The following is a 22,424-nucleotide window of genomic DNA, read 5'->3' on the forward strand; positions in this document are numbered from 1 at the left end:
GCACCCGCCACGCCAGAACCCTGCGACCATCCACCCCATGCCCGACCAGCTGACGCATCTCGACGAGCACGGCGCCGCGCGGATGGTGGACGTCGGCGGCAAGGACGTCACCGCGCGGCGGGCGGTCGCGCGAGCGACGGTCGTCATGGGCCCGGAGACCGCGGCGGCCGTCGCGGCGGGGGACGCGCCGAAGGGCGACGTGCTCGGGGTCGCACGGGTCGCGGGGATCCTCGCGGCGAAGCGGACCGGCGAGCTCATCCCGCTCTGCCACCCGCTGAGCCTCGACCACGTCGACGTCGAGGGCGTCGTCGACGCGGCGGCGGGGACGGTGACGCTCACGGCGACCGCGTCGACGACCGCCCGCACGGGCGTCGAGATGGAGGCGATGACCGCCGTCAGCGTCGCCGCGCTCACCGTCTACGACATGGTCAAGGGCCTCGACAAAGGCGTCGTCGTCCGCGACGTCCTCCTGCTCGAGAAGACCGGCGGCAAGTCGGGGACGTGGCGCCGCGCGTAGGCTGCGGCCTGTGCGCACCGCCGTCCTGACGATCTCGACGACGCTCGCCGCCGGCCAGGGTGAGGACCTCTCGGGCCCGCGCCTGGCGCAGCTCGCCGCCGCCGCGGGCTGCGAGGTCGCGCCCGTCGAGGTGCTGACCGACGACCGCGCGGCGATCGCGGCCCGCCTCCGCGAGCTCGTCGCCGACGACGTCGCCGTCGTCCTCACGACCGGCGGCACCGGCCTGACCCCGGACGACCACACGCCCGAGGCCGCCAAGGACGTCATCGAGCGCGACGCGCCCGGCATCGCCGAGGCCCTCCGCGCCGAGGGCCTGAGGCACAAACCGCACGCGATGCTCACGCGCGGCGTCTCCGGGATCGCGGGCCGCACGCTCATCGTCACCTTCCCCGGTAACCCGAAGGCGCTCGACGAGACGTTCGGCGTCCTCGCGGCCGTGCTGCCGCACGCCGTCGGCTCGATCAGGCGGGACGATGGACGCCGCGACGGCCATTGAGCTGCGCGGCCTGACGCGCCGCTACGGCTACCGCACCGCCCTCGACGACCTGACGCTCACCGTCCCCGCCGGGGCGACGCTCGTCGTCTTCGGCCCCAACGGCGCGGGCAAGTCGACGCTGCTGCGGATCCTCGCGACGCTCCTGCGCCCCCACGCCGGTACGGCGTCCATCCTCGGCGAGGCGCTGCCCGACCGCGCGTGGGCGGTCCGCGGGCGCATCGGCCTGCTCACCCACGACCCGCTCCTCTACGGCGACCTGAGTGCGCGCGAAAACCTCCGCTTCCACGCGCGGCTGCACGGCGTCCCGCTCGGCCGCGTGGACGAGCTGCTCGCCGAGGTGAAGCTCGAGCGCCGCGCCGACGAGCCCGTCCATACGTACTCGCGGGGCATGCTCCAGCGCGCTGCGGCCTGCCGCGCCGTCCTGCACGACCCCGAGATCCTGCTCCTCGACGAGCCGCGCGCGAACCTCGACCCCGGCGCGATCGCGCTGCTCGAGCCGCTCGTCGGCCGCGAGTCCGGGCGCACGCGCGTCGTCACGAGCCACGACCCCGCCGGCGGCCTGGCCGAGGCCGACCTCGTCCTCGGCCTCCGGGAGGGGAAGACCGCCTTCCTCGCCCCGGTCGCCGAGGTCGACGCCGCCCGCGTCGCGGAGCTCTACGCCGCATGACCGCCGCCGGCCCGCGCCCGCCGAGGACGACGCCCACCCGCACCGCCGTCGCGGCCCTTCTGCGCAAGGAGCTGCTGCTCGAGCGCCGGGTGCCGCAGGTCCTTCCGGCGATGGCGCTCTTCTCCGTCGTGACCTTCGTCGTCTTCCGCTTCGCGCTCGACACGACGAGCGTCGAGGGGCGGACGGCGAGCGGCGTGCTCTGGGTGACGCTCCTCTTCGCCGCGATGCTCGGCGCCGGCCGCCTCTTCGTCGCCGACCACGAGGAGGGCGGCATCGACGCGCTGCTGCTCGCCCCCGTCGACCGGACCGCCCTGCTCATCGCGAAGGCGATCACGTTCGTCGCGTTCCTGGCCCTCGTCGAGGTCGTCGCGGTGCCCGTCTTCGTCGTCCTCCTGCTCGAGCCCGGGCTGTCGATCGCCGACGTCGGGCGCCTCGCGCTCGTCCTCCTGCTCGCCGACATCGGCATCGCCGTGATCGGCACGCTGTTCGGCGCGCTGGCGATCCAGACCCGTGCCCGGGACCTCATCCTGCCGCTCATGGCGCTGCCGCTCCTCGTCCCCGTCGTGATCATGGCGGCGAAGGCGACCGCGCCCGTCCTGGCCGTGACGGGTTCCGGGGCGCCCGGAGGGCGGTACCTGGCGGTCCTCTGCCTCTATGATCTGGTCTTCGGGCTCCTCGCGTACGCCGTCTTCGACTTCCTGCTCGACGACTGACCGCCGGCCCGGTCCCCGAGGTCAGGTTCCCACCGATGTACTCAGCCAAGCTGCGCACCCTCGCCCTCGCGACCGTGATCACCCTCACGGGCGCCTTCGTGCTGGCCGCGTACTACGCGCCGATCGAGGCCGACCAGGGCTTCTCCCAGAAGATCTTCTACGTCCACGTGCCGATGGCGATCGTCGCGCTCGGCGGCTTCGTCTGGGGCGGGATCCAGGGCCTGCTGTACCTCCGCACCCGCGACCCGAAGCACGACATGCGCTCCTACGTGGCGATCCACATGTCGGTCATCCTCGGGATCGGCGTCCTCGTCACCGGCGGCATCTGGGCCCGGTCGGCGTGGGGCGTGTGGTTCGAGTGGCGTGAGGCGACGCTCGTGAGCTTCCTCATCGTCTTCCTCCTGTACTGCACCTACCAGCCGCTGCGCTTCTCGATCACCGACCCGGAGAAGCAGTCGCGCTACGCCGCCGTCTTCGCCGTGACGGCCGGCACGTTCGTCCCCCTGAACTTCATCGCGGTCCGCCTCGCGAACCCGTTCATCCACCCGCGGGTGCTGAACAACACGACGGGCGGCGCCCTGCCGACCGACATGAAGATCCCGTTCTACCTCGCGCTCATCGGCATGACCCTGCTGTTCGTCACGCTCAGCCGCGTCGAGATGACCCACAAGCTCACCCGCGGCCGCGTGCGCGGGCTCGAGCGCCGGCTGGAGCGCCTCCAGGGCGAGTCCGACCCGGCCGGCCTGCCCGCCCGCTCCGCCGCCCCCCAGGTGATGGCCTAGTGCTCACGCTCGCCGCGAACTTCCCCGACGGCTCCGGCTACGTCCTCGCGGCGTACCTCGTGTTCGCCGCGCTGCTGCTCGTCTACCTCGGCATCACCGCCTACCGGCTCCTCGGCCTCGAGAAGCGCCTGACGAAGCTCACCGAGGAGGTCGACGGGCTCGAGCGCCAGCGCGCGCACGACGCCACCGCGAGCGAGCACGAGGAGGAGGTGAAGCTCTCATGAGCGCACCGTCCGCCGAGCTGCTGACCCTCGGCATCTCGTACAAGACGGCGCCCGTCGCCCTGCGCGAGCGCCTCGCCCTCACCGACGTCGAGGCCGACCGCTTCCTCCAGAGCCTCGTCGCCGACGAGGTCGTCCTCGAGGCCGTCGCGATCTCCACGTGCAACCGCACGGAGATCTACCTCGTCTCGCACGATCCGGTGCAGGCCGAGTCGGCGCTCCTCAGCGCCCTCGCCCGCCGCGCCGGGATCCGGCCGACCGAGCTCGCGGGCCTCATCTACTCGCCGCGCAACTGCGACGCCGCCCGTCACCTGTACCGCGTCACGAGCGGCCTGGAGTCGATGATCGTCGGCGAGGCCGAGGTCCAGGGCCAGGTCAAGCGCGCCTACGAGGCCGCGCTCTCGGCCGGCACGACGGGCCCGCTGACGAACAAGCTCTTCACCGCCGCGCTGCAGACCGGCAAGCGCGTGCGCTCGGAGACCGGCCTCGGCTCGTCGCGCACGAGCGTCTCGACCGTCGCGGTCGACCTCGCCGAGGACGTCGTCGGGGACCTCGCGTCGAGCGACGTCGTCATCATCGGCGCCGGCGAGACCGCCGAGCTCACCGCCCAGGCCCTCGCGGCCCACGGCGTCTCCACGATCTTCGTCGCCAACCGCCACGCGCAGCGCGCCCTCTCGCTCGCGGAGCGCTTCGGCGGCTCGGTCGTCTCGCTCGACGAGCTGCCGACCCGGCTCGCGTCCGCCGACATCGTCGTCTCCTCGACCTCGTCGCCGCACCCGATCGTCGGCTCCGAGGAGCTCGAGCTCGTCATGCGGGAGCGCGACGGCCGCCCGCTCGTCCTCATCGACATCGCCGTCCCGCGCGACATCGAGGCGGCGTGCGGCGAGCTGCCCGGGGTCACGCTCTACGACATCGACGACCTGCAGGCCGTCGTCGCGCGGAACATGTCCGTCCGCGAGAGCGAGCGGGGGCAGGCGACCGCGATCGTCGAGGACGAGATCGTCCGTTTCGCCCGCTGGATGGGGCAGCTCGACGTGCGCCCGACGATCACCGCGCTGCGCGAGCACGGCGCCGGGATCGTCGAGTCGGTGCTCGCCGAGAACGCGGGCCGCTGGGAGACGACGTCGGAGAAGGACCTCGCCCGGATCGACGCGATCGCCCGCGCGGTCATGCAGCGCCTGCTGCACGAGCCGACGATCCGCCTGAAGGGCATGCAGGAGCACGGCTCCGCCACGGGCCACGGCCGCCTGCAGCTCGTCCGCGAGCTCTTCGCGCTCGAGGAGGGCACCACCGCGCTCGACGAGTCCGTGACGGCGGACGACGGCGACAACGTCCGCACGCTCGACGCCCGCCGCCGCGGCGCGTAGGCCCGGAGGCGCCGCGGTGCGGATCGGGACCCGGGGGTCGGCGCTCGCGCTCGCCCAGGCGACGATGGTGCAGGCCGCGCTCGGTGGCGGCGAGATCGTCACGATCACGACGACCGGCGACCGCAACCGGGCGCTCGCCGACAAGGCGAAGTGGGTGACCGAGCTCGAGCGCGCGCTTGCCGACGGCGAGATCGACGTCGCCGTTCACTCCGCGAAGGACGTCCCGACGACGCTGCCCGACGGCCTCGAGCTCGTCGGCTGCCTGCCCCGCGAGGACCCGCGCGACGCCCTCTGCGGGACGCTCTCCGTCGCGGGCCGCCCGGCCCGTGTAGGCACCGCGTCGCTGCGCCGCGCCGCGCAGCTGCGCGCGCTCGCCGGGGCCGGCGCGGCGGACGGGGGCGACGGCTTCGAGGTCGTGGAGATCCGCGGCAACGTCGACACGCGCCTGGCGAAGCTCGCCGCGGGCGACGTCGACGCGGTCGTCCTCGCGAACGCCGGGCTGCGGCGCCTCGGCCGGGACGAGTCGATCACCGAGCTGCTCGACGCGCTCGTCCCCGCAGCCGGCCAGGGGACGGTCGTCCTCGAGGCCCGCGCCGGGACCGTCGTCGACCTCCGCGACGAGCCGACCTGGCGCGCCCTCACGGCCGAGCGGGCCTGCGTCCACGCCCTCGGCGCCGACTGCTCCTCCGCGGTCGGCGCCCACCTGCGCCCCGACGACACGCTCGTCGCCTGGGTCGGCGCGCCGGACGGGTCCGCGTGGCTGCGCGACGAGCTGCGGATGACCGGGACCGACCCCGCCGCCCTCGGCGTCGCCGTCGCCGAGCGCCTGCTCGCGGCGGGCGCCGCCGAACTCATCTACGCCGGGAGCAACCCATGACCGAGACCACGCCCGGCACCGCCTACCTCGTCGGGGCGGGCCCCGGCGACCGCGGCCTCATGACCGCCCGCGCGCTCGAGCTCATAGCGCGCGCCGACGTCGTCCTCTACGACAAGCTCATCCCCGAGGACGCGCTCAGCGGTGCCCGCCCGGACGCGGAGCTCGTCGACGTGGGCAAGATCGGCGGCGGCAGGCAGGTCCCGCAGGAGACGACGACGGCGCTGCTCGTCGAGCATGCGCTCGCGGGCAAGGACGTCGTCCGGCTCAAGGGCGGCGACCCGTTCGTCTTCGGCCGCGGCGGCGAGGAGGCCCAGGCCTGCGCCGCGCACGGCATCCCGTTCCAGGTCGTCCCCGGCGTCACCGCCGGCATCGCCGCGTCCGCCTACGCCGGCGTCCCGGTGACGCAGCGCGGCGTCGCGGCGGCGGTCGCGTTCGTCACCGGTCACGAGGACCCGGCGAAGCCCGAGACGCAGATCGACTGGCCGGCGCTCGCCGCCTTTCCCGGCACGCTCGTCTTCTACATGGGCGTCCGCCAGCTGCCGCGGATCGCCGAGCAGCTCGTCGCCGGCGGCCGCTCGCCCGAGGAGCCCGTCGCCGTCGTCGAGCGCGGGACCTACGGCGACCAGCGCTCGATCCGCGGGACCCTCGCCACGATCGCGGAGGACGCCGCCGTGGCGGAGATCAAGCCGCCGTCGATCACCGTCATCGGGCCGGTGGCCGCCCTCCACGACGAGCTGCAGTGGCTCGACGCGGCCCGGCCGCTCGCCGGGGTCACCGTCGCCGTGACGCGCGCCCGCGCCCAGGCGAGCGCCCTCGCCGCCTCGCTGCGCGCGCTCGGCGCCGGCGTCGTCGAGGCCCCGTCGATCCGCATCGAGCCGCTCGAGGCGCTCGTCCCGCCACTCGACCCGTACGACCTCGTCGCCTTCACCTCGCCGAACGCGGTGAGCCGCTTCTTCGACCTCGTGCACGACGCCCGCGACCTCGCGGGGCAGACGGTCGCCGCGATCGGCCCCGGCACCGCCCGCGCGCTGCGGGCGCACGGCATCGTCGCCGACGTCGTGCCGCCCCGCTCGATCGCCGAGTCGCTCGTCGAGGCGCTCGAGGGCGTCGCGATCACGAAGGCGCTCATCCCCCGGGCCGAGGAGGCGCGGGACATCCTCCCGGCGGCGCTCGAGGGCCGCGGCGCGACCGTCGACGTCCTCCCGCTCTACCGCACGGTCCCGGAGCCGCTCGACCGCGCCGCCCGCGACGCGGCCCTCGGCGCCCGCTACGCGACGTTCACGTCCGCCTCGTCGGTCCGCTTCTTCCACGCGGCCGCGGGGACGCTCGACGGCCCGCGGCTCGTCTCGATCGGCCCCGCGACGAGCGCCGCGCTGCGCGAGCTCGGTCACGAGCCGGACGTCGAGGCCGAGGTCCACACGCCCGACGGGCTCGTCGCCGCGCTCGTCGCGGACGTGGCCGGTGCGCGCGCGTAGACTCGCGACGTGCCTGCCCCGCCCCGCCCGATCACGTTCCTCTCCGACTACGGGACCACCGACGAGTTCGTCGGCGTCTGCCACGGCGTCATGGCCCGCATCGCCCCGGGCGTCGAGATCGTCGACCTCGCCCACGAGCTGCCCCGGCACGACGTCCGGGCGGGCGCGCTCATGCTCCGGCGCGCGCTGCCGTACATGCCGCCCGGCGTCCACCTCGCCGTCGTCGACCCCGAGGTCGGGACGAAGCGGCGCGCGATCGCCCTGCGGACCGCGGACGAGGACCGCATCCTCGTCGGCCCGGACAACGGCCTGCTCGCGCTCGCGGCGCAGCGCTTCGGCGGGGCGATCGACGCGGTCGACGTCAGCCGCTCGGTCCACCGCCTCGACCCGGTGTCGGCCACCTTCCACGGCCGCGACATCTTCGCCCCGGTCGCCGCCGCGCTCGCCGCCGGCGCGGAGCTCCTCGACGCCGGCGACCCGATCGACGCGGACGAGATCACGCTCCTGCACATGCCGATGGCGATGGTCGAGCCGGAGGGCCTCGTCGCCCACGCCGTCGCCTTCGACCGCTTCGGGAACATCACCCTCGACGTCGAGCACCAGGAGCTCGCGGACTCCGGGCTGCGCCTCGGGCGGCCGGTGACGATCAACGACCAGCCCGCCCACTACACGGTGACGTTCTCGGACGTCGGCGCCGGCGAGCTGCTGCTCTACGAGGACGCCTACCGGACGCTCGCGGTCGCGGTGAACCGCGGCTCGGCCCGCGACGCGCTGACCGTCGGGCTCGACGACGAGATCATCGTCCGGCCGGCGTAGCGGGTGGGGCGCCTCGGCCTCCCGCACCTGCACCTGCGCGAGACGGGCTCGACGAACGACCGCGCGCGCGCCCTGGCGATCGCCGGCGCGCCGCACGGCACGCTCGTCACCGCCGACGCGCAGACCTCCGGCCGGGGCAGGCAGGGCCGTGTGTGGTCGGCACCGCCGGGCCACGCGCTGCTGCTCTCGGTCGTCCTGCGCCGCCCGCCCGCGCTGCTGCCGCTCCATGCGGCGGTCGCGGTGGCGGAGACGGTCGCGAGCGCCGCGCCGTCGGCCGCGGTCGGGATCAAGTGGCCGAACGACGTCCACCTCGACGGGCGCAAGGTCGCCGGGATCCTCGCCGAGGGGCGCCCGCAGGAGGGCTGGGCCGTGCTCGGGATCGGGCTGAACGTCGCCCTGCGGATCGAGGACCTGCCGTCCGAGCTCCACGGGACGGCGGCGACGCTCGGCCTGGACCCGTCGCAGCGCGGCGCGGTGCTCACCGTCCTGCTCGCCCAGCTCGAGCGTGCGCTCGCGCTCTCGGCGGGGGACCTGCTCGACGCATGGCGGGCGCGGGACGTCCTGCGTGGCCGCGAGGTCCGCTGGACGGGCGGGGCCGGCACGGCCGCGGGCGTCGACGGCGAGGGACGGCTCGTCGTCGAGCTCGACGGGGGCGGGCGGACCGCACTCGACGCCGGCGAGGTCCACCTCGGGCGGGCCTGAGCGCTCCCCCTCTCCACCGCCGGCGAGGTCGGTCGGGGGCGGTGTGGGCCGCGCCGGCCGGCGTCAGGCGGCGCTGCGGGCCCGGAGCGCCCGCGGCGGCGCGCTGTCGTCCCCGAGGAGCTGGGCGCCGAGCGTGCGCAGGACGCCGACGCGGTCCTGCGGGGCGAGCGCGAACGCGTACGCGTACGCGTCCTCCTGCGAGGCGATGCCCATGGCGCTGCGGTGCTGCGAGGGGACGACGCGGGCGAGGACGAGCCCGAGGAGGTAGCCGTCGACGTCGTCGGCGGTGAGGTCCTCGAGCGAGCCGAGGGGGCCGGACGCCGGACCGGCGTGGCCCGGGAAGTCGATCGGTGCGGCGCCCGCCGGGGTGCTGCCGGGTCCGGCGGCGGCGGCGCCCGCCCCGCCGGCGGGCGCCGCACCGCGCCCGTTCTCCCACTCGCGCTGCTCGGCGCCCTCGCGCTTCTCGGCGTCCTTGGCGTCGCTCGCCGCCCAGCGCGACTCGTCGAGCTGGCGGGAGAGCTCGTCGTAGTTCTTCGGCTTCGGGGGCTGGTAGCCGACGCCCTTCTTCAGGATGCTGTTCGTGATCTCGCCGTCGGCGTGCTGCTGGACGAGCTCCTCGGCCTCCTCGCTGCTCACCTCGCCCTTCGCGATGCCGCGGCGCACGATGTCGGCGACGGTGAACGAGAGGTCCCCGCGCTCGACCCGGTCGACGATCGACTCCGGCAGGTCGAGGAGCCGCAGCGCCTTGCGCGTCCACGCGGTGGGAGCGCCGACGAGGCGGGAGACGTCCGCCGCGGTGAGCTCCTCGTCCTCGGCCATGATCGCCCGCGCCGCCCGCGCGAACTGGACCGGCTCGGGCTTGGACTGGTGGAAGTTCTCGGCGAACTGCATCGTCAGCGCCTCGCGGCGGGAGATGTTGTCGACGAGCGTGAAGCGCCAGTCGTCACGCTCGCCCTCGGCGGCGTCGAGGAGCGCCATCGCGCCGTAGCGGCGGCGCCCGGCGAGCAGCTCGTACGGCTGCTGCTCGTCCCGCGTCTCGCGGACGAGCGGCGGGTGCAGCAGGCCGGTCTCCTTGATCGAGAGCGCGAGCTCGTGGAGGTCCGGCAGCGCGCCGGTGCGCATGTTGACCATCGTGCGCACCTGTCCGAGCGGCGCGTGGACGACCGTGTGCGCGCGTTCGGCGGTGTTCGCCAGGGGCGCGCGCTTGAGCTCCGCCGCGCGCGTCTCCCGCTCCTCGCGGTCGGCCTCCTGGCGCGTCTGCTCGACGTGCTCCTGGGCGTTCTGCAGCTGATCGACCTGAGACATGAGCGGGGCAATCTATCCTCCAGGGATGACCGACGCCGCCGGGAATCCCGCTCAGAGCGATGAGAAGGCGATGGGCTGGTGCGTCTGCGGGCAGAAGGTCGAGATCGCCGACGCCCAGGCGGTCGTCCTCGCGAACGGCAAGGACGGCTGGCAGGGCTACTGCCCGGAGTGCGGCTCGCCGCTCTTCGCCATCCGGCGCAAGGCCCGTCGGGCCTGACCGGGCCGGGTCGCCCCCCGGGCGGGCGCTAGCGTGGCCGTATGAACCTCAAGAAGCTCGCGGACCAGGCCAAGAAGGTCGTCGACCAGCGCGGCGGCACCGACGCCCTCAAGGCCGACCTCGCCGAACTGCAGACGATCGCCAAGGGCAAGGGCTCGGCCGCCGACAAGGCGAAGGCCGCCGCGGCCGCGCTGAAGGACCCGGGCGCGAAGGGCGGCACCGCCCCCCCGAAGGCCCCGCAGGACCCGCCGCCGGCCGCCTGACGCCGTCGGCGTGCGGCCGAGTGGGACATATGCCCCCGCTTGGCCGCACGCCGCCCCGCGGGAAGGGTGTCAGGCCGCGTCGGCGTCGGCGTCGGGCGCCTTCGCCGTGGCGGCGCGCTTGCGGGGCGCCGCCGGCTTCTTCGCGGCGACCGCCGGCTTCTTCGCGACGGTCGCGGGCTTCTTCGCAGCGGGCTTCTTGGGGGCCGCCGGCTCCGTGACCGCAGCCGCCGCCTTCTTCGGAGCGGGCTTCTTGGGGGCGGGCTTCTTCGGCGGGGCGACGACCGGCCCCCCGGCCGCCGTGACGGCCTCGGCGTCCGCCCCGGCCGCAGTCGGCTTCTTTGGGGCGGGCTTCTTCGGCGCCGCCGCCCGGCGGGTCGCCGGCTTGCGGGCGGGCCGTGCCGCGTCCTCCGGCGCGATCGGCGCCGAGGAGGCCTCGGCCTCGGCCGTGGCCGCCGCCCCGGGCCGGCGGGCGGGCCGCTCCGCGCCCGGCTCGCCGCCGTCGCCTCCGCCGACGTCGGCCGTCGGCTCCGCGACGGCCTTCGGCTTCGTCGCGCGGGACCGCGCGCGCTTCGGGGTCGCGGGGACGGTCGCGGGCGCCGCGGCCTCCGCCTCCGGGGCCTCGGCCACCGGGGACGCCTGAGCGTCCGCGTCCGGCGCGATGCCCCCGGCGACGTCCGGCGCCGCCCCGCCCTGGTCGCCGAGCGCGGCCTGCCGGGCGCCGTTGCGCCGCCGCCGCCGCCGGGCCGACCGCGACTGGCCCTGGCCGGGCGGGTTCACGACGCCGGTGCTCCCGGCCCCGCCGCCCTGGCCGTTCCCGCCGCCGTTCCCGCCGGAGCCGCCGCTCACGCCCGAGCCGCCGCCCTTCGCGCCGCGACCACCACTGCCGCGGCCACCGCCACCACCACCGCCGGCGAGCAGCGCGGCCGCCGCGGCGATCCGCGCCTCGGTGCCCTGCGCCGGGGGCGCCGCGGTCGTGAGGACCCGGACCTCCGGCTGCGCCTGGGGCGCGCCCTTCTTCTGCTTGTTCCGGCGCCGGCCACGACGGCCACGCGCCTTCGGGAAGTTGCGCAGGAGCTCCCGCGAGAGCGCGCTCGGCTTGCGCGCCATGCGCGTCCGTGCCCCGCGGATGACCTCCATCGCCTCCGGTGTGTGCGCCACCGCGGCCGCCAGCAGCGCGGCGGACAGGCGCCGGTCCTGCTTGCGCGAGGCGTGCACGAGCCGCCGGGCGTTGCGCGCGTGCGCCCCGCCCGAGGAGTTGACGAGCAGCCCGAGCAGGCGCTTCGTCTCCGGCCAGCGCTGCACCGCGTACTCCTCGTGGACGTCGCGGGTCATGTCCGCGAGGTCCCAGATCCACTGCGAGGCCTGGTCGCGGCGGCCGATCCGCTTCTCGGCGAGCGCCTGGAGCAGGACCTTCACGCCCTCGCGCCGGTCCTCGCGCGGCCACGTCCCGACGATGTCGACCGACTGGACGAACGCCTCCGGGTCCTTCGCGGCGGCGATCTCCTGCAGCGCGCGGATGCGCAGCTGCGAGTTCTTGTTGCGCTCGAGCGCGGTGATGAGGAAGCGGCGCTTGAGCTCGCCCGTGCGGTCGAACTGGAGCATCGCGCGCGCGCGGCGCCAGCCGCTCGGCGCGACGCGGGCGCCGGCGAGCGCCGCCCACATGTGCTGCTCGCCCCAGTCGAGGAACTCGACGGCGATGCGCCAGAGCTCGCGCTCGAAGACCTCGTGACGCCGGTCCTCCTCGGCGCAGACCGGGACGACGCGGCGCTCGACGCGCAGCCGCCGCCCGCGTCCGCGGCGGACCGGGCCCACGACGATCGCACCGCCGCGGTAGACGTCGCGGTCGAGCAGCGAGTGAAGCGTGACGACCGGGTCGTCGTTCTTCGTCGCGGGGTGCACGAAGTCGACGACGACGCCCGCCTCCTTGCCGGGGTGCGTCCGGGTGACGCGGCCGACGCGCTGCTGGTAGATGCGCTTGGACGCCGTCGGCGCCAGGTGCATGCAGACCGTCGCGCGCGGCGAGTTCCAGCCCTCGGCGAGCAGCTGCGCGTTGACGAGGACGTCGATCTCGCCCGACTCGTAGTCGGCGAGGATCTGGGCGAGCTCGCGCTTGGGCGTCTCCCCGGACACGGCCTGCGCCTTGATGTCGATCGCCCGCAGCGACTCGGCGACGTTGTACGCGTGGCGCACGCCCGCCGCGTAGATGACCCCGGGGACGCCGGCGAAGCGCGTCTTGTAGAGATCCGCGATCGCCATGTTGAACGGCAGCTGGTCGAGGAGCTCGGCGAGCATCTCCTGGTCGAACTCGACGTCGACGTCGCCGCGCCGCAGGGGCACGTTCGCGATCGTCTTGACGCCGGCGCCCGGCGGGATGCGGATGCCGCGCAGCGGCGCGATGACGCCGCGGCGCGCGGCCTGCGCGAGGTCGAAGCGCGAGGTCTGCGTGGGGAAGAGGTCGGTGACGTGCCGGGCGATGAGCGCGCCGGTCGCCGTCATGCCGACGAAGATCGGCCCGGTCCACTCGCGGATGGCAGCGGACGTCTTCTCGCCGAGGGCCGTGTGGGCCTCGTCGCAGATGACGATCGTGTAGGCGGGCGAGATGTTGCCCGCGTGCCGGACGAACCACTGGTAGGTCTCGACCGTCACCGGCCCGTTGGCGAGGTCGACGCCCTCGCCGCCGAGCAGCGCCGGCGTGATCCGGTCGGCGTATCCGCGCTGCTTCAGCTCGCCGTGGAACTGGTCCACGAGGTTGCGGCGGTGCGTGAGGATGAGGATGCCGCCGGTGTGCGAGGCCTCGACGAACCCCATCGCGGCGACGGTCTTGCCGGCCCCGGTCGCGTGCTCGAACCAGAAGCGCTTGGCGGCGTTCGGGTCGTCGGCGGCGCCGAGCGCGATGTCGTCGTCGAGGTCGTCGTCGGCGTCGTCCTCGTAGGAGGCCGCCTCGTCGTCGTGGTCGTCCTCGGGGAGGTCCTCGATCTCGACGAGGTCGTCGTCGTCCTCGTCGTCGTCGTCCTCGTCCGGGGCCGCGGGGGCGACGCCGACCGGCTCGTCGTCCTCGTCGTCATCGTCGTCATCGTCGTCCTCGTCGTCCTCGTCGTCCGCGTCGGCGTCGTCGAAGGCCTCGTCCTCGACGGGGGGCTCGTCCTCCGCCGGACGCTCCTCCTCGGCGACGACCGGGGCCTCCTCGACCGCGAGGACGGGCGAGGCGGTGGCGATCGTCTCGGCGTTCGCGCCTGCCCCCTGGGCGGCGGCGATGAGCGCGGTGAGCGTGCCGGAGAGCGCGTCGACCTGATGCGGGTTCAGCAGCGTGCCGTCGGCGAGGCGCGCCTCGTCGGCGGAGAGGACGCGCTCGAGCCCGAGCAGCAGCGAGTACCGGCGGCGCCACTTCGTCGAGGGGACCTCCAGGCCGTCCTCGAGCTCCTTCGCCGCCCGGTCGAACGCCCGGCGGCGCGCCGTCCCGACCCGCAGCGCCGTCGCGGGATCCTCACCCTCGTGGACGAAGGGTTCGCGCGTGAACTGCTCGACTGCCCTGAGCAGGGCGGGATCAGGAAGCGGTGGGGCCTGGTGGGCCACCGACGTGGGCTCAGCCATAGGCGGCTCGGAATCTCGATGGGTGGTCGCGGCAGGTGTGCCTGCAACCGGGACGCGCCGGGGAACCACGCCGGCCGAAACAGGAGGGGTCCCTCCCAGAAAGCTGACCCCCTCCAACGGGTTCCGGGCGAAGGATACCGCAGTTCATCGCGCGGCAAGGCCCGCGCACGTCCGGACGGGACGCGTGTGCGAACTACCCTGTATGCCAATGCGCCCCCGCCTCCTCCTCTCGATCGCCGCGGGCCTCGCCGTGATCGTCGCCGTGGTCGTCGGCCTGTCGCAGGCGCCGAAGACGGACACGAGCCCCAGGGCGAGCACGTTCAACCTCGCGAAGGCCCAGGCGAGCCTCGCGGGCTCCCCGGCCAAGCTCGACGCGCTGCACCGCCAGGCGTCGAAGCTCCTGCCCGGCGCGAAGACCGCCGTCAAGGCGCAGCTCGCCGCGTTGAAGGGGACGCCGGTCCTCATCAACAAGTGGGCGTCGTGGTGCGGACCGTGCCGCGCCGAGTTCCCGTTCCTGCAGGACGCGAGCACCCGCTACGGCAAGCAGGTCGCCTTCCTCGGCCTGAACTCCGGCGACAACGCCGCGGACGCCGCGCGCTTCCTGCGCAAGTTCCCGGTGCCCTACCCGAGCGTCGAGGACCCGAAGGAGCAGGCCGCCGGCGCGCTGCACGCCTTCACCGCCTACCCCGTCTCGCTCTTCTACGACGCGCAGGGCAAGCAGGTCTTCGCCCACGCGGGCCTCTACTCCTCGCAGGCGCAGCTCGACGCCGACATCCAGAAGTACCTCCTCGCAGGGTCGCGGTGAGCGGCGTCCCCGAGACGCCGACCGCGACCACGGGCGAGGTCCGCGTCGACGCCCTGACCGGGCTGCGGACGATCGTCGCCCCGGGGCGGGCCGGCCGGCCGCACGCGCTCGCGACCGTGGCGCCCGCGCCGCCGGTCGACCCCGCCACCGATCCCTTCGCCGCCGGGAACGAGGACCGCACCCCGCCCGCACTGCTCGAGGTCCCGCACCCCGACGGCCGCCCCGGCTGGGCCGTGCGCGTCGTCCCGAACCTCTACCCGCCGCTGCAGGACGGCGCGCCGGAGCCCGAGCGCTCCCACAAGCCGGACCTCTTCACCGCCACGGCCGCGACGGGCGCGAGCGAGGTCATCGTCAACGCGCCCGACCCGGTGCAGTCGCTCGCCGACCTCGACGCCACGCAGGTCGCGCTCGCGGTCGACACGTGGCGGGCGCGGATGCGCGAGCACGCGGAGTCGGCCGCCTACGTCCACCTGCACGTCAACGAGCAGGCCGCGGGCGGCGCGACGCAGCCCCACACGCACGCGCAGCTGCTCGCGCTCCCGTTCGTCCCCGCGCTCGTTGCCCGTGAGCGCGAGCGCTTCGGCGCCTACGCGGTGCGGACGATGGGCGGCGACCTGCTCAGCGACCTGCTGCAGGAGGAGGTCCGGCTGCGCGAGCGGATCGTCGCCATCGACGACGAGGCGGTCCTCATCGCGCCGTACGCGTCCGCCTCGCCCTACCGGCTGATGCTCGTCCCGCGTCGCGGCCGCGAGCGCTTCGAGGACGCGGGCCCGTCCGGGGCGGCGCTGCTCCACGACGGCCTGCGCCGCCTCGGCCGCCGCTTCGGCGCCACGCCGCCGCTGACGCTCTGGGTCCGTACCGCCCCGCAGGGCGCCGAGCGCTTCTGCTGGCACATCGACATCGCACCCCGCCTCGCGCCGCTCGCCGGCCTCGAGCTCGGGACCGGCGTGCAGCTGAACCCGGTCGCGCCGGAAGTCGCCGCCGCCGAGCTCCGCGACGCATGATCCTCGTCATCGCGGCGATCCTCGCCTCGGCGGGGGTCGGCGCGGCCTTCGAGCACCGCTGGCACGAGCGGTCGGTCCTCCTCACCGACCGGGCGATCCGGATCCTCCTCTTCGGCCTCATGCCGTTCGTGACGTTCTTCTCGCTCGTCCGGCTCGACCTCGGCAGCGGCGTCGGGCTCGGCCTCGTCGCCGGCTGGGCCGAGCTCCTGAGCGTCGGCGGGCTCGGCTGGCTCGTGTCGACCCGTGTCCTGCGGCTCGACCGCGCGGCCGCGGGCACGGTGACGATCTGCTGCCTGCTCGCGAACACCGGCTACCTCGGCGTCCCGATGAACGCGACGCTCCTCGGCCACGAGGCGATCGGGCCCGCCATCGCCTGGGACGTCGCGATCAGCGGGCCGATGCTCTTCACCTTCGGCTTCGGCATCGCGGCGGCCTGCGGCACCGAGGCCGGCGACACCGCGCGCGAGCGCATCAAGGCGTTCCTCACGCGCAACCCGCCGCTCCTGGCGCTCGTCGCCGGCCTGCTCGCGCCGGACGCGGCGGCCCCGCACGCCCTCGTCACCGCCGCCCACGACGCCGCGATCGCGCTGCTCCCGATCGGCTTCTTCGTCCTCGGCGTGCACCTCGCGCGCGAGCAGGAGGTCGGCGTCGTCCGCTTCCCGCCCGCCCTGAGCCGCCCGGTCGTCGCCGTCCTCGGGCTGCGCCTCGTCGCGGCGCCGCTGCTCTTCGGCCTCTTCGCGCTGACGCTGCACCGCGTCCCCGACGCCTACCGGCTGCAGGCCGCGATGCCGTGCGGCATCAACGCCCTCATCGCCGCGCACACCTACGGGCTCGACCTGCGCCTCGCCGCGACCGCCGTCGGCTGGTCGACCGCCGTGGGCGTGACCGTCCTCGCCGTCGCCGGTCTGGTGACATAGGGCGATGCGCGCGGTGGTGCAGCGGGTCTCGTCGGCCTCGGTGAGCGTCGGAGGCGAGGAGGTCTCCGCGATCGGCCCCGGCCTGCTCGTCCTGCTCGGCGTCACCCACGAGGACACCGCGGCGGTCGCGGACCGGCTCGCCGACAAGCTCCTGAAGCTCCGCGTCTTCGCCGACGCCGAGGGGCGGATGAACGAGCCGCTCGGGCCCGGCCGCGAGGTCCTCTGCATCAGCCAGTTCACGCTCTACGGGGACGCGCGCAGGGGCAACCGGCCGTCGTACGTCGCGGCCGCCCGGCCCGAGGTCGCCGAGCCCCTGTACGAGCGCGTGTGCGACGCCCTCGGCGCCCGCCGCGGCGTCTTCGGCGCCGACATGCAGGTCGCGCTCGTGAACGACGGTCCCGTGACCCTCGTCATCGACGCCGACTGAGACGCCGAGACCCGTTTTTCGTCCCCCAGTCGGGCGCTCGTCGGGTCTCGGCGCCACATAGACTCCCGGCCCTATGCCGCCGACCGATCGCTACGTCACCCGCTTCGCCGCCGAGCCGCCCCAGGACGGGCTGCCCTACGGCCGGTGGGGGGACCGCCTGCGCGTCGAGTTCCTCGCCGCCTGCCTCCGGATCGACGACGAGGGCGAGGACCTCGGCGAGGCCGGCGAGATCGTCTGGTGCCCGGACCGCACCTACAACGGCCGGACCTACGTCCCCGCCTCGACGCGGACGACGACCGGCTACGAGCTCTACGGCTACGTCTCCTTCCAGCCCGCGGCCGAGGAGGGCGACCCGACCGACCTGCAGGCGACGGCCGACTTCACCGCCGAGACCGCCGAGGCGAACCCCGACTGGCGGCTCGACCTGTGCGAGGACGTCATCGACGGCTGGCGCGGCGAGGGCGGCAAGATCGCCGCGATCACGCTCGTCTGGGGCCGCCCGACGATCGGCGGCGGCGCGATCGTCACCGCCGAGCTCGCCGACCTCGCCGTCGACCAGTGCGTCCTCACCGACGACCGCTTTACGCTCATCGCGCCGGACAACTACCGCGGCGACATCCTCGACATCAAGCTCTTCGACGCGAACGGCAAGGAGCTCGCGCGGGAGTCCCTCTACGCCGAGGACGAGGACGAGGACGCTTGACGGCTCGGGTTCCCGGCGGCGCGCCCGCCCCGGGGACTCGGAGATCCGCGGTTTCGTAGGGTGCGTCCGATGGAGCTCCAGGACGCCGTCCGCACCCGCCGAACCCACAAGGCGTTCGGCCCCGAGCCGGCCGACCGGGCGACGCTGACCGCGCTCTTCGAGCTCGCGACCTGGGCGCCGAACCACCACCTGACGAACCCGTGGCGCTTCCGCGTCCTCGGGCCGCGGGCGCTCGGAGCGCTGAAGGCGGCCGCCGACGCGCAGACCTCCGGCAGCGGCGGGAAGCTCGACCGGGCGCCGACCCTCGTCGTCGTCTCCGCGGTCGTCGACGCGGACCCGGTCGTCGCCGAGGAGGACCTCTGCGCGACCGCCGTCGCCGCCTACCTCGTCCTGCTCGGCGCGCACGACCGCGGCCTCGCCGGCTACTGGCGCACCCCGGCCGTCCTCCGGGACGCCGCGGGCCGCGCGGCGGTGGGCCTGCCCGCCGACGAGCGCGCGCTCGGCCTGCTGCACCTCGGCCACCCGCGGCAGGAGCAGCGCGTCCCCGAGCGCGCGCCCGCCGCCGCCGTGGCGACCTGGCTCGACTGACGAGGGCGCGGCCCTCGGCCCCGCGGCCGCGCGGTCACGCGGCGCGGCTCAGCGCCGGTGGGCGACGAGGCGCGGCTCGACGTCCGGCCGCAGCCGCCAGTCCTCGCCGACCTCGGCGACGCGGTGGAACGGGATCGCCTCCGCCGTGCGCCAGGCCCCGAGGCGCGCCCCGAGGTCGCGCAGGACCGCCTCCCGCTCGGCCGGCTCGACGAAGGCGACCGCGTGGGCCACCAGCGGCGGCAGGACGTCGAAGCCGGTGTAGGCGAGGACGCCGTTCTGCAGGGGCCAGAGGATGACGTCGATGTCGCCCATGAGGCCGTCGGGCGCCGTCATCCCCGGCCATGCGTTCGTCGTCGTGACGAGCATCGCGCGCTTGCCGGCGAAGCCGCCGTCCTCGTAGCGCCGCGCGCCTCCGTAGGCGACCTCCTTCACGAGGACCCGGTCGAACCAGCCCTTGAGGATCGCGGGCACCGAGAACCACCACAGGGGGAAGACGAAAAGGACCAGGTCGGCGCGGCGCAGCTTCCCGATCTCCGCCTCGACGTCCGCGGGGAGCGCGTCGTTGCGGACGGCGTGCTGCTGCTCGCGGTCGTACCAGAGGCGCTCGGGGAACCGGCGCAGCGAGAAGTCCTCCGCCTTCGCGACGGGGTCGAAGCCCATCGCGTAGAGGTCGCTCACCTCGACGGTCATGCCCTGGGCCTCGAGGGTCGCGCGGGCATGGTCGCGCAGCGCCGCACCGAAGGAGACGGGCTCCGGGTTCGCGTGGACGATGAGGGCGTGCCCCGGGGCGGCGCTCATGCGGGCACCCGGTCGGCGGACGGGGTCGCCGCGGACGCGGGCGCACCCGCCGGCGCCGGGGCGGGCGCCGCCGGGGGCCGGGCCGCCGACGCGGCCCGGCGCCGGGTGAACCGCCGCGCCTCGACGAGCCGGGCGGCCTCGCGGCGCACGTCACGGCGCAGCGTCTGCGCGAGCACCGCGTTCGGGACGGCGGGGTCGCGCACGACCTGCGCGACCCAGCGCGCGACGCGCGGGGGCGAGAAGACCTCGTCGGCGCGGCGCAGGCGGGAGAAGACGTCGAGGACCTCCGTCGGGCCGCCGGGGCGGTCGGCGAACCAGCGGTAGGCGGCGGCCTCGATCGGCGAGATGTCGTCGTCGAGCCCGAGCGCGTTCGCCCACTGGTACATCGGCAGGCACTGCGCGTCGCGGTCGTCCTCCCAGGCGGCGAGGGCGGCGTCGAGCCGCACCGGGTCGTCGAGCGCCGGGGCGGCGGCCTCGCCGAGGAGCCGCCCGAACCGCAGCGCGTCGCGGATGCCCTGCGCCGTCACCGGGTCCTTGAAGTGCCCGGCGTCGCCCGCGAGCGCCCAGCCCGGGCCGTGCGAGTGGCGGAAGTACGACGGGTGCGAGGTCGACACGCGGACCTTCGACTCGCGCTCGCAGCCGACGAGGCGCTCGCGCAGCGGCGTCACCGCCGCGACCGTCCGCTCGAACGCCGCGACCGCGTCCTCGCGGAACTCGGGCGCGCGGTCGACCGACGGCATGAGGAGGATGAGCGAGAGGCCGCCGTCGCAGGGGAACACGGTCACGAGCTCCGTCCCCGCGCGCCACTGCATCGCGACGTGCCGGTCCTCCTCCCGCGGGTCGCGGTAGTAGGCGAAGGCCATCATCCGGCGGTTCTCCTGCCGGTGGTGCTCGCGCGCCCCGACGAGCCGAGCGACGGTCGAGCCCCGGCCGTCGGCGCCGACGACGAGGCGCGCGCGGATCGTCCCCTCCTCGCCGTCGCGGGTCTTGAAGCGCACGCCGGCGACGCGGCCGCCCGCGTCGCGCAGCAGGCCGCCGACGCGGGTGCGCTCGCGGACCTCGGCGCCGGCCTCGCGCGCGGTGTCGACGAGGGCTTGGTCGAGGCCCGGGCGCCGCACGCACGAGCCCGCGGCGAACCCGTCGTAGGCGCTGAACGGCCCGCGGACCTCGACGTCGGCGGTGCCGAGCCCCGCCTCGGTGTGGAGCGGCGGGTCGAGCGCGAGCACGCGGTCGCGCGCCCCCAGCCGCTCGAGCTCGGCCCAGTGCGGCGGGAAGAACAGGTGCGTCGAGAGCGTGTCGGACGGGAAGGCCGCGCCGTCGAGGGCGACGACCGAGCGCCCCCGCCGCGCGAGCGCGATCGCGGCGGCGGACCCGGCGCAGCGGCTCCCGACGATGACGACGTCGACGGACTCGGACCCCTCGTGCATGGGCCCATGCTCGCAGCGGCCCGAGATTTTTGCAAGTCCGTTCAGTTATTGGATAGGGTTGTAAACCAGATGGCCCCCGACCTCGACACGAGCCCGTCCGCCCGCGGCGAGCGGCGCCGGGCCCGCACCCGCGGGGCGATCCTCGACGCGGCCGAGGAGGTCTTCCGCGCCACCGGCTACGACGGCGCCCGGATCGAGGAGATCGCCGAGCGCGCCGACGTGTCGGTCGGCTCGATCTACGTGCACTTCGACGGCAAGCGCGGCCTGTACCTCACGCTCGTCGAGCGCGCGGTCGAGCTCTTCGCCGGCTACATGCGGCGCAGCGAGGACCCGGCCTTCACGCCCCTGCAGCGCGTCCTCGCGGGCGGGGACGCCTACCTGCGCTTCCACCTCGAGCACCCCGGCGCCTTCCAGTTCCTCGCCTTCCGCGAGCCCGGGCACACGGCGCTCGAGGAGGACGACGCGGTGCGCACGCGGGTCCGCCTCCGGATCGGCGACCTCCTCGACCGCTTCGCCGCGAGCATCGACGCCGCGGTGGCCGCGGGCGAGGCGCGCCCGGTCGACGCCGCCCGCCTGACCCGCTTCCTGTGGGGGTCGTGGAACGGCGTCATCGCCCTGCGCCTGCAGCCCGACGGCCTGCGCCTCGGGGACGACGAGGTCACCGAGACGCTCGAGCTCGGCCGCTGGCTGCTGCGCGAGGCGATCGCCGCCCCCGGCCTCCGCGGCGCCGACGGCGCGGTCGGCGACCGGGTCGCCATGCCGCACATCAGCTGATCGGGAGGGCGCCTAGCTCGCGTCGATCCACGCGGCCCCGAGGTCCCACCCGTCGCGGCCGCCGGCGGCCGCCGTCGCGTGGACGTCCGGGGAGCGGACGAGCGCCGGGAGCTCACCGAGGAGGCCCTGGCCCGTGGCGACGCGCCGGGTCGCCCGCGCCGTGTCGCGGACCGTCCGCACGGTGATGACGTCGACGTACGCGGGGCGGAAGTCGGTGCTCGCCTCCCAGTTCGGGTTGCGCACGAGCGTGAGCGTCCGCTTCGCCGCGTCGACGCCGGTGAGCTTGCCGAGCCGGTCGGCGGGGATCATGTACGGCCCGGTCGCGATCTGGTGGCGGTCGTACGCCGACGGGCTGGAGCGGTCGAACTTCCCGGCGAACTCGGGCGGGACCGACGACGTCGCCAGCGAGGTGAGCGCAGGCATCAACCGGTCGCCGACCGGCCGCGTGAGGGTCAGGACGAGCGTGTGGCTGTCGGGCGCCTGCAGGCCGCTGATCGCCTTCGCGTCGCCGGCCCGGAACGCCGCGAGCCCGCGGAGCGCCCCGAAGCGGCGCGCGGCGACCGCGTTGCCCGCGGCCGGGTCGAGCGCGCGGGTGATGGCGTAGACGACGTCGCCGGCGACGACGCGGCGGCTCACCGGAGGGGCGAACTTCACGTCGGGACGCAGGCGGATCGTCACGCTGCGGCGGTCGGGGGCGACCGTCGGCAGCGCCGCCGCGACGTCCGGCTGCGGCTCGGCCCCGCCGCCGGCGTACGCGTACAGCGTCCGGTCGACGACGCCGAGGACCTCGGTCGCCGTCGGCCCCGTCGCGCGGCCCGGGTCGAGGTCGGAGACGCCGGTCGCGGTGAGCAGCGTGAGCGTCCCGCCGTGCGTCGCGGCCGGGCCGGACGACGAGGATCCGCCCGAGCCGCCGCAGCCGGCGACGAGGGGCGTACAGGCGGCGAGGAGCAGGCCGGCGACGATGGAGCGCAT

Annotated in this window: 25 protein-coding genes; 20 read left to right on the top strand and 5 right to left on the bottom strand. The window is 75.3% G+C overall.

The window, feature by feature from the left end:
* The first annotated feature begins 37 nt into the window (after positions 1-37).
* Genes moaC through NBH00_RS24675 form a run of 11 tightly spaced genes read left to right on the top strand, consistent with a single transcriptional unit; the run spans position 38 to position 8,633 of the window.
* Entirely contained in the window at positions 38-517 is a 480-nt protein-coding gene (gene moaC / locus NBH00_RS24625; protein ID WP_254571210.1) for a cyclic pyranopterin monophosphate synthase MoaC, read from the top strand.
* Between the two features lie 10 nt (positions 518-527).
* Positions 528-1,013, top strand: a complete 486-nt coding sequence (locus tag NBH00_RS24630) for a MogA/MoaB family molybdenum cofactor biosynthesis protein (protein WP_254571211.1) — start codon at positions 528-530, stop codon at positions 1,011-1,013.
* Complete coding sequence (locus NBH00_RS24635) at positions 991-1,680, top strand: ABC transporter ATP-binding protein (RefSeq protein ID WP_254571212.1); 690 nt, start codon at positions 991-993, stop codon at positions 1,678-1,680. The genes NBH00_RS24630 and NBH00_RS24635 overlap by 23 nt, the downstream gene beginning before the upstream one ends.
* Positions 1,677-2,393 (top strand): heme exporter protein CcmB, encoded by a 717-nt coding sequence (locus NBH00_RS24640; protein WP_254571213.1) that lies wholly within the window; start codon positions 1,677-1,679, stop codon positions 2,391-2,393. Before NBH00_RS24635 ends, NBH00_RS24640 begins: the two co-directional genes overlap by 4 nt.
* Positions 2,394-2,428: 35 nt before the next feature.
* Positions 2,429-3,175 (top strand): cytochrome c biogenesis protein, encoded by a 747-nt coding sequence (gene ccsA, locus NBH00_RS24645; RefSeq protein WP_254571214.1) that lies wholly within the window; start codon positions 2,429-2,431, stop codon positions 3,173-3,175.
* Positions 3,175-3,399: a hypothetical protein gene (locus NBH00_RS24650; RefSeq protein WP_254571215.1), complete on the top strand. Its 225-nt coding sequence runs from the start codon at positions 3,175-3,177 to the stop codon at positions 3,397-3,399. Before ccsA ends, NBH00_RS24650 begins: the two co-directional genes overlap by 1 nt.
* Positions 3,396-4,763 (top strand): glutamyl-tRNA reductase, encoded by a 1,368-nt coding sequence (gene hemA / locus NBH00_RS24655; protein WP_254571216.1) that lies wholly within the window; start codon positions 3,396-3,398, stop codon positions 4,761-4,763. Before NBH00_RS24650 ends, hemA begins: the two co-directional genes overlap by 4 nt.
* Positions 4,764-4,779: 16 nt before the next feature.
* Entirely contained in the window at positions 4,780-5,640 is an 861-nt protein-coding gene (hemC, locus tag NBH00_RS24660) for a hydroxymethylbilane synthase (RefSeq protein ID WP_254571217.1), read from the top strand.
* Positions 5,637-7,115, top strand: a complete 1,479-nt coding sequence (gene cobA / locus NBH00_RS24665; protein ID WP_254571218.1) for a uroporphyrinogen-III C-methyltransferase — start codon at positions 5,637-5,639, stop codon at positions 7,113-7,115. Before hemC ends, cobA begins: the two co-directional genes overlap by 4 nt.
* A 9-nt stretch (positions 7,116-7,124) precedes the next feature.
* Positions 7,125-7,931, top strand: coding sequence for an SAM hydrolase/SAM-dependent halogenase family protein (locus NBH00_RS24670; RefSeq protein ID WP_254571219.1), 807 nt, complete (start codon positions 7,125-7,127; stop codon positions 7,929-7,931).
* A 3-nt stretch (positions 7,932-7,934) separates the two neighbouring features.
* Positions 7,935-8,633, top strand: coding sequence for a biotin--[acetyl-CoA-carboxylase] ligase (locus NBH00_RS24675; RefSeq protein WP_254571220.1), 699 nt, complete (start codon positions 7,935-7,937; stop codon positions 8,631-8,633).
* A 63-nt stretch (positions 8,634-8,696) separates the two neighbouring features.
* Here NBH00_RS24675 and NBH00_RS24680 read toward each other — a convergent pair whose 3' ends face one another.
* Positions 8,697-9,938, bottom strand: a complete 1,242-nt coding sequence (locus NBH00_RS24680) for a ParB/RepB/Spo0J family partition protein (protein ID WP_254571221.1) — start codon at positions 9,936-9,938, stop codon at positions 8,697-8,699.
* 25 nt (positions 9,939-9,963) lie between these two features.
* On the opposite strand from NBH00_RS24680, the gene NBH00_RS24685 reads away from it, so the two are divergent.
* Both NBH00_RS24685 and NBH00_RS24690 read left to right on the top strand, forming a co-directional pair.
* On the top strand, positions 9,964-10,155 hold the full coding sequence (locus NBH00_RS24685; RefSeq protein ID WP_254571222.1) for a DUF5679 domain-containing protein: 192 nt from the start codon (positions 9,964-9,966) through the stop codon (positions 10,153-10,155).
* A 41-nt stretch (positions 10,156-10,196) separates the two neighbouring features.
* Complete coding sequence (locus NBH00_RS24690; protein ID WP_254571223.1) at positions 10,197-10,418, top strand: hypothetical protein; 222 nt, start codon at positions 10,197-10,199, stop codon at positions 10,416-10,418.
* A 69-nt stretch (positions 10,419-10,487) separates the two neighbouring features.
* Here NBH00_RS24690 and NBH00_RS24695 read toward each other — a convergent pair whose 3' ends face one another.
* Positions 10,488-14,009 carry a DEAD/DEAH box helicase gene (locus NBH00_RS24695; RefSeq protein WP_254571224.1) on the bottom strand — a complete coding sequence of 1,174 codons (3,522 nt, stop codon included), beginning with the start codon at positions 14,007-14,009 and terminating at the stop codon, positions 10,488-10,490.
* A 208-nt stretch (positions 14,010-14,217) separates the two neighbouring features.
* Between NBH00_RS24695 and NBH00_RS24700 the strand changes: the two genes are divergently transcribed.
* The 6 genes from NBH00_RS24700 to NBH00_RS24725 all read left to right on the top strand — a co-directional run bounded on the left by NBH00_RS24700 (position 14,218) and on the right by NBH00_RS24725 (position 18,453).
* Positions 14,218-14,814: a TlpA family protein disulfide reductase gene (locus tag NBH00_RS24700; RefSeq protein ID WP_254571225.1), complete on the top strand. Its 597-nt coding sequence runs from the start codon at positions 14,218-14,220 to the stop codon at positions 14,812-14,814.
* A complete protein-coding gene (locus NBH00_RS24705; RefSeq protein ID WP_254571226.1) occupies positions 14,811-15,818 on the top strand; it encodes a galactose-1-phosphate uridylyltransferase in 1,008 nt (335 codons plus the stop codon). Before NBH00_RS24700 ends, NBH00_RS24705 begins: the two co-directional genes overlap by 4 nt.
* Positions 15,815-16,735: an AEC family transporter gene (locus tag NBH00_RS24710; protein ID WP_254571227.1), complete on the top strand. Its 921-nt coding sequence runs from the start codon at positions 15,815-15,817 to the stop codon at positions 16,733-16,735. The genes NBH00_RS24705 and NBH00_RS24710 overlap by 4 nt, the downstream gene beginning before the upstream one ends.
* Positions 16,736-16,739: 4 nt before the next feature.
* On the top strand, positions 16,740-17,162 hold the full coding sequence (gene dtd, locus NBH00_RS24715) for a D-aminoacyl-tRNA deacylase (protein ID WP_254571228.1): 423 nt from the start codon (positions 16,740-16,742) through the stop codon (positions 17,160-17,162).
* A gap of 73 nt (positions 17,163-17,235) precedes the next feature.
* Positions 17,236-17,865: a hypothetical protein gene (locus tag NBH00_RS24720; protein WP_254571229.1), complete on the top strand. Its 630-nt coding sequence runs from the start codon at positions 17,236-17,238 to the stop codon at positions 17,863-17,865.
* A 69-nt stretch (positions 17,866-17,934) separates the two neighbouring features.
* Positions 17,935-18,453 (top strand): nitroreductase family protein, encoded by a 519-nt coding sequence (locus NBH00_RS24725; RefSeq protein ID WP_254571230.1) that lies wholly within the window; start codon positions 17,935-17,937, stop codon positions 18,451-18,453.
* Between the two features lie 48 nt (positions 18,454-18,501).
* On the opposite strand, the gene NBH00_RS24730 is transcribed toward NBH00_RS24725, so the two are convergent.
* Positions 18,502-19,251, bottom strand: coding sequence for an NAD(P)H-dependent oxidoreductase (locus NBH00_RS24730; RefSeq protein ID WP_254571231.1), 750 nt, complete (start codon positions 19,249-19,251; stop codon positions 18,502-18,504).
* The gene (locus tag NBH00_RS24735) at positions 19,248-20,678 is read right to left on the bottom strand and encodes an NAD(P)/FAD-dependent oxidoreductase (protein WP_254571232.1); all 1,431 of its coding nucleotides are present in this window, start codon (positions 20,676-20,678) and stop codon (positions 19,248-19,250) included. The genes NBH00_RS24730 and NBH00_RS24735 overlap by 4 nt, the downstream gene beginning before the upstream one ends.
* A 69-nt stretch (positions 20,679-20,747) precedes the next feature.
* On the opposite strand from NBH00_RS24735, the gene NBH00_RS24740 reads away from it, so the two are divergent.
* Positions 20,748-21,452, top strand: a complete 705-nt coding sequence (locus NBH00_RS24740; protein WP_254571233.1) for a TetR/AcrR family transcriptional regulator — start codon at positions 20,748-20,750, stop codon at positions 21,450-21,452.
* 12 nt (positions 21,453-21,464) lie between these two features.
* Here the strand turns inward: NBH00_RS24740 and NBH00_RS24745 are convergent, their stop codons facing one another.
* Positions 21,465-22,424, bottom strand: coding sequence for an ABC transporter substrate-binding protein (locus NBH00_RS24745; RefSeq protein WP_254571234.1), 960 nt, complete (start codon positions 22,422-22,424; stop codon positions 21,465-21,467).

Source organism: Paraconexibacter antarcticus (assembly GCF_024220175.1).
In the GTDB taxonomy this organism is placed as follows: domain Bacteria; phylum Actinomycetota; class Thermoleophilia; order Solirubrobacterales; family Solirubrobacteraceae; genus Paraconexibacter; species Paraconexibacter antarcticus.

Coding starts and splice junctions, on each gene's coding strand:
- moaC (WP_254571210.1), top strand. CDS start 38: ATGCCCGACCAGCTGACGCATCTCGACGAGCACGGCGCCGCGCGGATG.
- NBH00_RS24635 (WP_254571212.1), top strand. CDS start 991: ATGGACGCCGCGACGGCCATTGAGCTGCGCGGCCTGACGCGCCGCTAC.
- NBH00_RS24640 (WP_254571213.1), top strand. CDS start 1,677: ATGACCGCCGCCGGCCCGCGCCCGCCGAGGACGACGCCCACCCGCACC.
- ccsA (WP_254571214.1), top strand. CDS start 2,429: ATGTACTCAGCCAAGCTGCGCACCCTCGCCCTCGCGACCGTGATCACC.
- hemA (WP_254571216.1), top strand. CDS start 3,396: ATGAGCGCACCGTCCGCCGAGCTGCTGACCCTCGGCATCTCGTACAAG.
- cobA (WP_254571218.1), top strand. CDS start 5,637: ATGACCGAGACCACGCCCGGCACCGCCTACCTCGTCGGGGCGGGCCCC.
- NBH00_RS24680 (WP_254571221.1), bottom strand. CDS start 9,938: ATGTCTCAGGTCGATCAGCTGCAGAACGCCCAGGAGCACGTCGAGCAG.
- NBH00_RS24685 (WP_254571222.1), top strand. CDS start 9,964: ATGACCGACGCCGCCGGGAATCCCGCTCAGAGCGATGAGAAGGCGATG.
- NBH00_RS24690 (WP_254571223.1), top strand. CDS start 10,197: ATGAACCTCAAGAAGCTCGCGGACCAGGCCAAGAAGGTCGTCGACCAG.
- NBH00_RS24695 (WP_254571224.1), bottom strand. CDS start 14,009: ATGGCTGAGCCCACGTCGGTGGCCCACCAGGCCCCACCGCTTCCTGAT.
- NBH00_RS24700 (WP_254571225.1), top strand. CDS start 14,218: ATGCGCCCCCGCCTCCTCCTCTCGATCGCCGCGGGCCTCGCCGTGATC.
- NBH00_RS24710 (WP_254571227.1), top strand. CDS start 15,815: ATGATCCTCGTCATCGCGGCGATCCTCGCCTCGGCGGGGGTCGGCGCG.
- dtd (WP_254571228.1), top strand. CDS start 16,740: ATGCGCGCGGTGGTGCAGCGGGTCTCGTCGGCCTCGGTGAGCGTCGGA.
- NBH00_RS24720 (WP_254571229.1), top strand. CDS start 17,236: ATGCCGCCGACCGATCGCTACGTCACCCGCTTCGCCGCCGAGCCGCCC.
- NBH00_RS24725 (WP_254571230.1), top strand. CDS start 17,935: ATGGAGCTCCAGGACGCCGTCCGCACCCGCCGAACCCACAAGGCGTTC.
- NBH00_RS24730 (WP_254571231.1), bottom strand. CDS start 19,251: ATGAGCGCCGCCCCGGGGCACGCCCTCATCGTCCACGCGAACCCGGAG.
- NBH00_RS24735 (WP_254571232.1), bottom strand. CDS start 20,678: ATGCACGAGGGGTCCGAGTCCGTCGACGTCGTCATCGTCGGGAGCCGC.
- NBH00_RS24740 (WP_254571233.1), top strand. CDS start 20,748: ATGGCCCCCGACCTCGACACGAGCCCGTCCGCCCGCGGCGAGCGGCGC.
- NBH00_RS24745 (WP_254571234.1), bottom strand. CDS start 22,424: ATGCGCTCCATCGTCGCCGGCCTGCTCCTCGCCGCCTGTACGCCCCTC.